5 protein-coding genes and 1 pseudogene are annotated in these 12,273 nt (G+C 65.3%); 3 read left to right on the top strand and 3 right to left on the bottom strand.

Going from position 1 to position 12,273, the window contains the following annotated elements; all coding sequences use genetic code 11:
• Positions 1 to 107: 107 nt before the first annotated feature.
• From recC to recD, 3 genes are read left to right on the top strand one after another with little or no spacing between them, the layout of a single operon-like run.
• On the top strand, positions 108 to 3,386 hold the full coding sequence (gene recC, locus JLZ96_RS23575; RefSeq protein WP_201011411.1) for an exodeoxyribonuclease V subunit gamma: 3,279 nt from the start codon (positions 108 to 110) through the stop codon (positions 3,384 to 3,386).
• The gene (locus tag JLZ96_RS23570; protein WP_201011410.1) at positions 3,383 to 6,706 is read left to right on the top strand and encodes a UvrD-helicase domain-containing protein; all 3,324 of its coding nucleotides are present in this window, start codon (positions 3,383 to 3,385) and stop codon (positions 6,704 to 6,706) included. Before recC ends, JLZ96_RS23570 begins: the two co-directional genes overlap by 4 nt.
• Positions 6,703 to 8,565 carry an exodeoxyribonuclease V subunit alpha gene (gene recD / locus JLZ96_RS23565; RefSeq protein WP_201011409.1) on the top strand — a complete coding sequence of 621 codons (1,863 nt, stop codon included), beginning with the start codon at positions 6,703 to 6,705 and terminating at the stop codon, positions 8,563 to 8,565. The genes JLZ96_RS23570 and recD overlap by 4 nt, the downstream gene beginning before the upstream one ends.
• 4 nt (positions 8,566 to 8,569) lie before the next feature.
• Here recD and JLZ96_RS23560 read toward each other — a convergent pair whose 3' ends face one another.
• The 3 genes and pseudogenes from JLZ96_RS23560 to JLZ96_RS23550 all read right to left on the bottom strand — a co-directional run bounded on the left by JLZ96_RS23560 (position 8,570) and on the right by JLZ96_RS23550 (position 12,245).
• On the bottom strand, positions 8,570 to 9,412 hold the full coding sequence (locus JLZ96_RS23560; RefSeq protein WP_201011408.1) for a hypothetical protein: 843 nt from the start codon (positions 9,410 to 9,412) through the stop codon (positions 8,570 to 8,572).
• A 79-nt stretch (positions 9,413 to 9,491) separates the two neighbouring features.
• Positions 9,492 to 10,661, bottom strand: a pseudogene (locus JLZ96_RS23555) (sulfite reductase subunit alpha); the annotation flags it as partial.
• Between the two features lie 111 nt (positions 10,662 to 10,772).
• The gene (locus JLZ96_RS23550) at positions 10,773 to 12,245 is read right to left on the bottom strand and encodes a DUF2079 domain-containing protein (RefSeq protein WP_201011407.1); all 1,473 of its coding nucleotides are present in this window, start codon (positions 12,243 to 12,245) and stop codon (positions 10,773 to 10,775) included.
• Between the last annotated feature and the right edge of the window lie 28 nt (positions 12,246 to 12,273).

Here is a 12,273-nt window from a genome sequence, read left to right as displayed (position 1 = left end):
GGTGCCGAGGGCTCGACTCACCGGACAGAACTTGTCGGTGGCTCGAGTAGGGTCGTCACCAGTCCGAATTCGGGCGTTCTCAGACGAGCAGGCAGGGGACTTCGACCGTGTTGACGCTCCACCGCGCCGAACGTGCAGGAACGCTCGCTGCAGCCCTCGCCGATGTACTGTCCGAGCCGCTGCCCGATGCCTTCGTACCCGAAATCGTGTCGGTGCCGGCGAGAGGTGTCGAGCGGTGGCTCACCCAGCGTCTGTCGAGCGTCCTGGGTGCTCCGGACGGTGATGGAATAGCTGCGAACATCGAGTTTCCGAGCCCGGCGAGGTTGGTCGCGCGCACCATCTCCGAGGTCGACGGCATCGATCCCGACGACGACCCGTGGTCTCACAATCGAGTGCTGTGGACCGCGCTGTCGGTGATCGACGACTGCCGCACCGAACCGTGGGCCGCGGTGCTCTCCAAGCATCTGGGTTCGGGATCGGACGATCATCGGGTAGGGCGCCGCTGGTCGACGGCCGCGCACATCGCGGAGCTGTTCCGCGCCTACGGATCTCAGCGACCCCAGATGCTGCGCGACTGGCGCGCCGGACGATTCACCGACGGGCTCGGACAGGAACTGGACGACGACCTGACGTGGCAACCGCGGATATGGAGCCTGGTACGCGAGCGAATCGGCAGTCCGAGTCCCGCCGAGCGCCTTCCCGATACGTGTTCGACACTGCGATCGGAATCGAACGCGGTGGACCTACCGTCCAGGTTGTCGGTGTTCGGTCCGACCCGGCTGACCGCCGACCAGCTCGACATCCTGCACGCGCTCGCGCACCACCGCGACGTCCACATCTGGATCCCACACCCCAGCCCGTCGATGTGGGCCACACTCGCCGACATCCCGGCGGCCACCCGACGGCGCGACGATGTGACCGCTCTGGCCGTCGAGCACCCGATGCTGGCGAGTCTGTCGCGCGACGTGCGGGAACTGCAGGCAACCATCGGCTCGATCGCCGATCACACCGTGCACCACGAAGGGCCCGAACCAACGCGGACCTTGCTCGGAACGATCCAATCCGACATCGCCGGCGACGAAGTGCCCTCCCACGCAACGACGGACGGCGATCCAGCGCTCGCCGACGGCACCGTGCAGATTCACGCATGTCATGGGCCTGCCCGCCAGGTCGAGGTGCTACGCGAGTCTCTGCTGCATCTGTTCACCGACGACCCGACTCTCGAACCCCGTGACGTGCTCGTCATGTGCCCGGACGTCGAGACCTATGCGCCGCTGATCCGTGCCAATTTCGGCCAGGCCACATTGGTGCATCCCGGTCATCGACTGCGGGTCCGGCTCGCCGATCGGGGCCTGCGTCGCACCAATCCGGTACTGAATGTGGTGGCGACGGTGCTCGACTTCTCCGAGGGGCGAGTGACGGCCAGCGAACTACTCGATTTCGCGGCGAGCGGCCCGGTGCGGCAGAAGTTCTCGTTCACCGACGACGACCTCGAACGCCTCCGCGAATGGGTCGCCACGTCCGGAGCCCGCTGGGGATTGACGGTGCGACAACGAGAATCCTTCGGTTTGAACAACTTTCGGCAGAACACCTTCAAGTCCGCACTCGACCGTATCCTCCTCGGAGTGGCGGCGGACGAGAGCGGGAACGACTATCTCGACCTCGCGCTGCCCCTCGACGACGTGGACAGTAACGACATCGGGCTTGCGGGCCGATTCGCCGAGCTGGTCGACCGGCTCGCCTCGGTACTACGGGCGCTGTCCGGGCGCGCCCCGGTGACCGAATGGACGCGGCAGCTCGGCCGCACCCTCGATCTGCTTGCCGACGTGCCCACCGCCGACGAATGGCAACTGGCGCAAGCGCATCGCGAGATCGCCGAGGCCACCGAACACGGCGACACCGCCGAGCTGCGGCTGGCGGACGTGCGCGCCATGCTCGGTGGCCGGCTCACCGGCCGCCCCACCCGAGCGAACTTTCGCACCGGAGAGCTCACCGTGTGCACGATGGTGCCGATGCGATCGGTCCCGCACCGCGTCGTGATCCTTCTCGGTCTCGACGACGAGGTGTTCCCCCGCGTCGGCAGCCTCGACGGAGACGATGTCCTCGCACGCGACCCGGCCGTCGGCGAACGCGACATCCGCAGCGAGGACCGCCAACTACTGCTCGACGCCGTGATGTCCGCCGAAGAAAAGCTACTGCTCTTCTACACCGGTGCCGACCCCGTCGACGGATCGACCAAGCCGCCCGCGATCCCGCTGCGCGAGTTGATGGACGTTCTCGACGTGACCGCCGGCCGTAGCGTCGAACACCGGCATCCGCTGCAGCCCTTCGATCCTCGCAATTTCGAGGCCCGACACCCGTTCAGCTTCGACACGGTGGCGTTGGCGGGCGCAGTGTCTCAGCAGCGACCGTCCGTACCGGTGCCGTTGTTCTTGCCAGATGCATTGCCCCCAGCGAATTCGGGCGACGTGGAACTCGCCGACGTGATCGCGTTCGTGGAGAATCCGGTTCAGGCATTTCTGCGTCAACGTCTCGGGTTTCGAGTTCCCGAGCTCGAAGACGATCTGGCGGACAGTCTCGACATCGAACTGGATCCGTTGTCTCGGTGGAACATCGGCGATCGGATGTTGGCAGCGGTGCTGGCCGGCACGGACATCGGCGAATTCGCCGACGCCGAGTGGCGGCGGGGCACGTTGCCTCCGTTTCATCAAGGTCGACGCGAGATGTCCGACATCCGCCGAGTCGTCGGAATCATCGCCGACGCGGCCGCGCCGTTTCACGAAGGCCCGGCCGAGACCACCGACATCGTGGTCGATCTCGGTGATGGGCGACGTCTGACCGGTACCGTCACCGGCATTCACGACCGGACACTCGTGCGTTCGTCCTATTCACGGCTGGCGGCCAAGCACAGGCTCGCGGCGTGGGTGCGTCTGCTGGCGGTGGCAGCGTCCGAGCCGGGGGAGTGGAGCGCGGTCACCATCGGGCGCGCCAGCGGAATGCGTCCGCCTCGCCGGTCCCGCCTGACGACCCCTCCGAATCCCCTCGCGGTACTCCGCGACGTGGTGGACCTGCGGGATCGCGGATTGGTTGCGCCGCTGCCGATCTCGACCGGGACGGCAGCTGCCTACGCGGAGAAGCGGTTCGGCGGCGGATCGATCGAGGACGGTTACGAATCTGCCGGTTGGGCGTGGCGCGGCGATTTCGGTGACGGCACCGACCGATCGTTGCGATACGTGCACGGCCCGTCGCTCTCGTTCGGAACGTTGCTCGATCCGAGCCCTCTCGACGACGAGACCGACCCCGCGAACGAGCAGAGCCGCTTCGGAGTTCTCTCCCGCCGGTTGTGGGATCCATTGCTGACCGCAGAGAACATGGGGAACGCATGACCGCCGCACGCGGATTCGACCTCCTCGGTCCGATGCCGACCGGGACGACCGTGCTCGAGGCCAGCGCCGGAACGGGCAAGACGTACGCGATCGTCGGACTTGCGGCGCGGTATATCGCCGAAGGACTGGCCGAGATCTCGGATCTACTGCTGGTGACGTTCAGTCGCGCCGCGACCCAGGAACTGCGCGATCGCACCCGCAGCCGGTTCGCGTCGATCGCCCGAGACCTCGGTGATCCGGACTCTGCGCGTGGTGCGCGCGACCCTCTCGTCGCCTTTCTCGCCGCGGCAGACGACGAGGAAGTGGACAGGCGGCGCCGGCGACTGCGTAAAGCGCTGTCGGACTTCGACGCCGGGACGATCGTCACCACGCACAGCTTCTGCCAACGCATGCTCGACGGGCTGGGTATCGCGGGTGAGCGCGAACCCGAATCCACGTTCGTCGAGTCGGTGTCGGATCTGCTCGAGCAGGTGGTCGACGATCTGTATCTGCAGATGTTCAGCGGCGACGACGAGGCACCACCGTTCGGGCGACGCGACGCCCAACAACTGGCCGCGGCAGCCGTCGGAGATCAACAGTCGATCCTGTACCCCGACCTCGACGGTGACGACGGCAACCGGGAAGCCGCCCTGCGGGTGCAGTTTGCTCGGGAGGCCCGCCGTGAGGTCGAGCGTCGCAAACGTCTTCTCGGCATCCGCGACTACAACGATCTACTCGGACTGTTGCACTCGGTGTTGTCCGATCCCGTGCACGGGGAGGCAGCATGCGCGCGCGTGCGAGACCGGTTCCGTGTCGTGTTGATCGACGAATTCCAGGACACCGACCCCATGCAGTGGGACATCCTGCGCCGGGCCTTTCACGGCTACACGACTTTGATCCTCGTCGGAGATCCGAAGCAGGCCATCTACGCTTTCCGCGGTGCCGAAGTGCTGAGTTATCTGGATGCGGTGCAGTCGGCCGATCATCTGTACGAGCTGGCGGCGAACTGGCGTAGCGACTCCGGGCTCCTCGACGCGTTGGACCATCTCTACGGAGGTGCCGCCCTCGGACACGACGACATCGTCGTCCATCGCGTCGAAGCGCGGAACCCGTTCTCGCGCATGACAGGACATCCTCCGTTGCGGCTGCGCTATCTGCCCCGAACCGGAGCAGGACCGTTGCGTTCGGGATTCCCGGCGGTGGATCGACTCCGCTCTCGGGTGGCTGCAGATGTGGCGGCCGAGATCGTGACGCTCCTGTCCGGGAACGCCGTCATGGACCGGCCGGACGGGCCGAGGACGGTCGAACCGCGGGACATCGCGGTGTTGACTCGCACGACCAAACAGGTTGCGCTGATTCGAGATGCGCTCGACGCAGTGGGTGTGCCGTCGGTGGTGTCGAGCAGCACCAGCGTCTTCGGCACCGACAGTGCTCGACACTGGTTGTGGCTACTGCAAGCGATCGAACAACCGCACCGCACCGACCGCGTCAGACTCGCAGCCCTGACACCTTTGCTCGGTTGGACTGCCGCCCAACTCGATTCCGGGGCCGAGGACGCTCTGTCTCAGGTGAGCAGCCGGCTGCGTGAGTACTCCGTGCTGTTCGACGAGGCGGGTTTCGCGGCAGTGTTCGAGCGGGTGTCGGCGCAGTCGGGTCTCGATGCTCGGTTGCTCGCGGTCGAGGCGGGGGAGCGCACGATGACCGACCTGCGGCACATCGCCCAACTGCTCAATCGCGCAGCGGTATCCGAATCGTACGGAATCACCGCTCTCACTCGGTGGCTCACCGATCGAATCAAGGAACCGGCAGCCGGCGGGTCCACCGATCGCAGTCGCCGGCTCGACAGTGACTCGGCGGCAGTGCAGATCATGACAACGCACGGGAGCAAGGGGCTGGAATTTCCCGTCGTCTACCTTCCGTACGCCTGGGACACTCTCTACTTCAGCTCACCGTCGACCCTGCTGCTGCACGAGGACGGCCACCGCATCCGGGACGTCGGCGGTCCCTCCGGGGCCGGCTACGCAGCACGAAAGCTTGTCAACGATCGTGAAGAAGCCGGAGAAGAACTACGGCTGCTGTACGTGGGACTCACCAGAGCCCAGTGCCAGGTGGTGTTGTGGTGGGCACCGGGACGCAACACTGCTACGTCGTCGTTGCACCGCATGCTGTTCGGCCGCATTCCGGGGATTGCGCAGCCGGAGCCGTCGTACAAGGTGCTCGACGACGCCACTACCGCCAACCGCGTGCAATCCTGGGTCGGTCCGTCAGCGGATCTGATCTCGATCGAGGCAGTCGGCCCCACACCACCCTCGGATCAGCAGTGGGTTCGACCCGAGGAGGAACACCGCGACGTCACTGCCGCTCGCTTCGGGCGTGCTCTGGATTTGCTGTGGCGTCGAACGTCCTACTCGGCCTTGACGGCTCACGCGCACGATGCGTCGCCCGTCGAGCCGGAGGTGGGGGTGACCAGTGAGGCCGAGCGGCCCGAGAAAGCGGATGAGCCTGTCGAACCTCCGCTGGGAAGCGCGAACCCAGACGAGACCGTGGACGGGATCGCGTCACCTATGAACGGAATGCCGGCCGGTGCCGCATTCGGAACGCTGGTGCACGAGGCCCTCGAACACGTCGATACCTCCGCAGCCGATCTACTGTCCGAACTCGAGCAACGCTGCAGAGCTGCCGTTGCCTCACGGATGGCAGATGTCGATCCGACGGCTCTGGCAGCCGCCCTGTTGCCGGTGATGCAGACACCGCTGGGCTTCGGGACGCTGGCCGACATCGCGCCGAACGACCACCTGGCCGAGCTGGATTTCGAACTGCCTTTGGCCGGAGGCGACGACCCGGTGGAATCGAGTGTGACTCTGACATCGGTTGCGCAGCTGCTGCGTCGACATCTCGACCCGGCGGATGTCCTCGCGGACTACGCCGATCTGCTCGATGCAGTGGAAGCCACCCCACTGCGCGGCTTTCTCACCGGGAGTATCGACTCCGTTCTTCGGGTACCCGGCCCTCGCTACATCGTGGTCGACTACAAGACCAACCGCCTGGCCCGAGGCGATCTGACGACCGGCAATTTCACGCGCGAGAAGATGGCGCAGGAGATGATTCGGTCGCACTATCCGCTGCAGGCCATTCTGTATGCCGTTGCGTTGCACAGGTATTTGCGATGGCGTCAACCGAACTACCGGCCGGAGACGCATCTCGGCGGAGTACGGTACCTGTTCGTTCGGGGCATGGTGGGGCCGCAGACTCCGGCCGGCTGCGGTGTGTTCGACTGGGATCCGCCTGCGGCACTGGTGGTCGAGTTGTCGGATCTGCTCGCCGGAAAGGTGCAACGATGACGAGTGTCTCGACGGCGCTGCGCGGCAGCGGAATTCTGCGGTCCTTCAACGACGCCGGTGTACTGACAGCGGCCGACGTGCACGTGGCGTTGCGGCTCGGTGCCCTGGCCGGGGAAGCCTCCGAACCGGTGCTGCTCGCCACGGCTCTGACAGTGCGCGCAGTGCGATCAGGATCGATATGTCTCGACCTGCAGCGCCTGCGGGATGTGACGGTGGACGAGGAATCGGACGTGGATCCAAGCCTTCTTCCCTGGCCCGATCTGTCCGACGTTCTCGACGGGTTGGCGGTCAGCCCGCTCGTGGTCGGCAGCGCCAACGGGCCGCTGACGCCGCTGAAGCTGGTGCGCACCGACCTGGGTGAACTGCTGTACCTGGATCGATATCACCTGCAGGAGAACACAGTTCGAGGCATACTCGACGCTCGATCGCAGTCGCACCCCGTCGTCGACGGTGCAAAGATCGACCGTGCGTTGGCCGAATTGTTCATCGACGAATCCGGCGCACCCACCACCCCTCCCGATCGACAACGCATTGCAGCAGCCCTCGCGGCGACGCACTGGACCACTGTCATAGCCGGCGGGCCGGGCACCGGTAAGACCCACACGGTGGCTCGAATTCTGGCGCTGTTGGTTCGAGAACACGGCAGCGATGTGAGAATCGGTCTTGCCGCCCCCACCGGCAAGGCTGCCGCTCGTCTGCAGGAGTCGGTGGCCGAGCAAGCGGGACTGCTGGGCCTCCCGGCAGAACTGAAAGCAATGACTCTGCATCGCCTGCTCGGGTGGAAACCGGGCAGCAAGACGAGGTTTCGTCACGACTCCCACAATCGACTGCCCTACGACGTGGTGGTCGTCGACGAGACGTCGATGGTGTCGTTGACGATGATGTGCCGACTGCTCGAAGCAGTTCGACCGGAATCGCGGTTGATACTGGTGGGCGATCCCGATCAGTTGACGTCCGTCGACGCCGGAGCAGTGTTGGCCGACCTCGTGGCACGGCCGGTCACCGGCACCGAGAACCCTGTGTTGGCGCACCTGGTCGACGCGGATTTCGACGCAGCCGAGGATCCGGACGAGGCGGCGCTCAGTGCGTTCGAGCGAGACAGGTTGCGCGGCGGAGTGGTTCGGCTCAGCCGCGGTCGACGATTCGGTGGCGCGATCGCCCGTCTGGCCGTCGCAGTTCGAGACGGCCGCGGTGACGAGGTGATGAAATTACTCGAATCCGGTGACGACCAGATCTCGTTCCATGCACCCGAGGACACCGACGCATTGCGGGCCGACGTGGTCGATACCGCCGCCGAGGTCACAGCGGCGGCAACCCGCGGTGACGCCGCCGCGGCGCTGCTGGGACTGGAGAAGCATCGACTTCTGTGCGCGCACCGTGAGGGGCGGTGGGGCGTTGCGCTGTGGGATCGGCTGGCACTCGAGTGGGTGGGAGAAGCGAACAAGACCTTTCTCGACCCCGCCTACTGGTACCCCGGTCAGCCGCTGCTGGTGACGGCCAACGATCACGAAGCGCGAATCTACAACGGAGACACGGGTGTTGTGGTGTCGGGTGAGAACGGAACTCCGATGGCTGCTTTCGCGCGGGGTCGCGGCCACGTTCTCATTCACCCGAACGTCCTCTCTGCCGTCCAGACCGTGTACGCGATGACGATTCACCGGAGCCAGGGCAGCCAGTACGACACCGTGTCGGTTCTGTTGCCCGCCGAGGCATCGACTCTGCTCACTCGCGAGTTGCTCTACACCGCGATCACCCGTGCGCGGTCGCATGTACGGGTGATCGGCACCGAGGAGGCCATCCGAGCCGGAGTCGAACGTCAGGTCCTGCGGGCCAGCGGATTGCGGCGAAGGATTCTGTAGCAGTTCAGCGACAGGCGTGCTGGTCCGATCCGGCCGCAGCTGCGATACTGCGGGCAACCAACAGCCAGGTTCGGGCCAGTCCCGTCCACACCGCGATCGAGGTGCCTGTTCCCTCGGCTGCGCTGCGGTCCGAGTGTGCGGCAGCCGAGCGATGCAGGGCGAGCGCGCGTACACCGAGTTCGTCGATGTCCGCCCCCACGCACACCGAGTGCACTGTTTGCGCGTCGAGTTTGCGACCGGTCAATTGGCACAGAGTGTGCAGTGATCGCAGTTCGTCGGGAACGTCGGTGATGTCGAACGGGGGATCGGTCGGTGTCGAGTCGACACGGCTGTCCCCGGCAGTGCTGGACCGGACGCCGACGATTCCGCGCTGGAGGTCGATCGGCCCCGAGGCGGCTCCGTCTGCGGCGACGCCCCACACGCTGAGAAACGACGGATGGGGAACGTTCCACAGCTCGCGGAACGCCCGGGTCACCATTTCGGCGACGAGAGCAGCGTCGGCCCTCGAATCCGTTCGCGTGAGATCGATGACCGACCCGTCTGCGACGGGCTTGCCTCGGTCCAGCCACCCGAAGTCGAGCAATTGAACGTCGAGGGTGACCGACTCGGGTGCCTCTGGATACAGCAGCGAGGGCAGCGACGCGATCGACACCAGGGCCCCGTCTCGAGTTGCTGCGATGTCGATGTACGGCCGGAGCCCGCGCTCGCCCGGGCTGGCTTGCGCGGCCATGACAGTGATGTAGTCCCGCATCGGCAGCGACCGCAGGTGCGCGTGCAGATTCTCGGTGAACGTGCCCCATGCACGCGCGGTGGTGGAGTCGAAATGGTCGTTCTGCACTGCGTTCACGGTGCACACCCTCTACTCGGACGAGAACTTCATTGCTGTGCCCGTGACGGTAGCGAGGGGGTCCGACAAGAACGGCCCGTCAGTAGACGTCGCGCAGATAGCGCTTGGCGCGCTTGAGGTCGTTCACGTAGTCCTCCGCGGCGTCGGAGGAGCGCCCACCGTGTTCGGCGACGACCTCGTGGAGTGCCTCGTCGACTCCCTGCGCCATGCGTGACGCGTCTCCGCAGACGTAGATCTGTGCGCCTTCTTCGAGCCAGCCGTACAGCTGTTTTCCAGCCTCGCGCATGCGGTGCTGTACATAGATCTTCTCGAACTGGTCGCGCGAGAACGCCAGATCCAGCCTGGTCAACAGACCGTCACGCTCGAAGTCCGTGAGTTCGTCCTCGTAAAGGAAGTCGCTCGCTCGATGTTGGTCCCCGAAGAACAGCCAGTTTCGGCCCGACGCACCGCGAGCCCGACGTTCCTGCAGAAACGCACGGAACGGTGCTACTCCGGTGCCCGGACCGATCATGATGATCGGAGTGTCGTCGGAAGGAAGTCGGAACGACTTGTTGGCCGAGAGAAACACTCCCGCTTCCTGCGCGTCGCCGACACGATCTGCCAAGTACGTCGAGCACACCCCGCCGCGATCTCGCTCGGCCGATCGGTATCTCACGGTCGACACGGTGAGGTGAACGCTTCCCTCGTGCGCTGTCGGCGACGACGAGATCGAATAGACGCGGTGCTGCAGGGGACGGAGCAGGCCCAGGAATTCAGCGGGGTCGAGAGCACCCGACCGATCGAGGTCGAGAACGTCGACGACGTCGCGTCCCCATGTCCACGCGTCGAACGACGCCCGGTCGCCGTTCTGCAGCACGTGGTCGAGTTCGGCATCACCGGCCCGCTCGGCGATGGCTTCTATCAGGTCCATCGACGGTATGCCGATTTCGTATTCGGTGGTCAGTGCCTGGGCGAGGCTGATTTCTCCGGACTTGGTGTGGACGGCCGTGTCTGCGGGGACACCGAGACGGTCGATGACGGCCGAGACCAGTGCTGCGTCGTTGACGGGTTTGACGCCGAATCCGTCTCCCGCCTCGTAGGTGATTCCGCTGTCACCGAGGTCGATCGAGAAGTGTCGTACTTCTTTCGCAGAGGTGGGACCGGACAGCAATCGGTTGCTCGACACCTGCGCGCGGTACGGATTCTTCCGATTCCACGGTGACCGCTTCGATGCTGTTCGGGTGGTGCCGAGGTCGCCGGTTCGAGCGTCGATGTCCTGTACCTGCCTTGCCGTAGCTGTCGTGATCGGTCGAATGTCGAGAGTTCGAGAACCCCGCGGTATCGAAATGCCCGAACTGATCGAAACCTTAGTAGGGACCGCTCAGTTGCGGTGCAGCACCTCGATACCGTCCACGGAGTAGACGACGTCGTATCCAGTGGTCAGTGCCCGGTCGATCGCCTGCCGATCGCCGCGTTCGTCGGTCGGCCAACCCGCGGGGCGTTCTCGGTTGACGACGATCCAGTCCGGGACGGTCGAGTCGGTCGGTCGCTGCGGAAACACCGAGACGTCGTGGTCGGCGACGAGTTGTGCCACGAGGTTGTTCGACGCCGCAACGCGGTCACCGGCGGGGATCCAGGCCGAGATGTCGCGGGCAGTGGCTGCTTGTGGATCGACACGCCACTCCTCGGCGTGCACCATCCGCGACATGGGCAGGAACGGTAGCGCCACCAGTGCGAACGCAGCGACGAAGGCGACGATCGCTCGTCGACCTCGTTCGGTCAGCTGGGCGTGGCGCTCGCTGCGTGCCAAGGCGTCGATCAGGGCGACGAAGACGATCACCATCAGAATGGCGTTGTAGTGATAGATCGGTTTCCAGAAGTTGGTGTTGTCGCTGAGGAAACGCCAGGCAACCGTCGGTACCGCGACCAGCAGGAGTGGAGAGCGCAGCGCGAAGAACCCCGTGACGGCAAGCAGCAGAAACGCCGTTGCGGCCCGGGAGTCTCCGGCAACCAGCCCGTGCGCGGTATCGGCGATCCCTTCGCCGATGGGCGGCAATTTCGAGCCCTGGCCGTACGAGTCGTCGGAGCTCAGCGCGGGAACGATCACCTTGACGGCCACTATCACCCAGGTCAGCCCCCACACCGCGGTCATCGCTCCCAGGATGCGCGGACGGCCGGTGGTGAATAGGGCAACCAGCGCGCCGATGACGACGACGGTCAAACCCATGTCCTCTTTGACGAACACCAGCGGAAGAGCCCATGTCAGAGCGGGCACCCAGCGTTCGCGAACGAGAGCCACCAGGGACATCGCCAATAACGGCATCGCGAAGGCCACTTCGTGGAAGTCGAAGTTCAGCGCGGCTTGTACGCCCCACGACAGGCCGAACGCGCCGGCAATCACTGTTCCGACGACAGTGCCGAATTTCTGCACCGCCAATCGGCTGATCGGAATCACCGCGAGCGCGAACAGAACCGCCTGAGCGATGAGCAGCGTTTCGGCATGAGGGAAGACGCGATACACCGGGCCGAGCAGGGCCGTGATCGGCGAGAAGTGATCGCCGAGAGTGTTGTAGCCGGTGCCCAGCAGATCGGAGGTCGGAGCCCGGAACTGCGAGTACGACGCCACCTGCTGCACGAAAATACCGAGGTCGAAGCCCGATGTGCGCAGTTGACGGTGGCCGAGAACGGACATCGTCGAGTACAGCGATGCAAGGAGCACGAACGCGACGGTCGGGACCATCACATCGGGAGACCGGAGTCTCCTGCGCAGACGGCCGATGACACGTGTGCCGGTCGTAGTTGCGGCGACGCTATCGCCGTCGGTGACGACCTGGGATTTCTCGGTAGTGGTCACGAGATGGCATGTCTACCGGACCGACGTG

Source organism: Rhodococcus sp. NKCM2511, from assembly GCF_014905595.1.
Classification (GTDB): domain Bacteria; phylum Actinomycetota; class Actinomycetes; order Mycobacteriales; family Mycobacteriaceae; genus Rhodococcoides; species Rhodococcoides fascians.
The sequence above is the reverse complement of the archived record's forward strand: the minus strand, read 5'-3'. Positions and strand labels throughout refer to the sequence as shown.

What these genes read in the sequence shown, in the direction of transcription:
- recD (WP_201011409.1), top strand. Translation starts at nt 6,703, where the DNA reads ATGACGAGTGTCTCGACGGCGCTGCGCGGCAGCGGAATTCTGCGGTCC.
- JLZ96_RS23570 (WP_201011410.1), top strand. Translation starts at nt 3,383, where the DNA reads ATGACCGCCGCACGCGGATTCGACCTCCTCGGTCCGATGCCGACCGGG.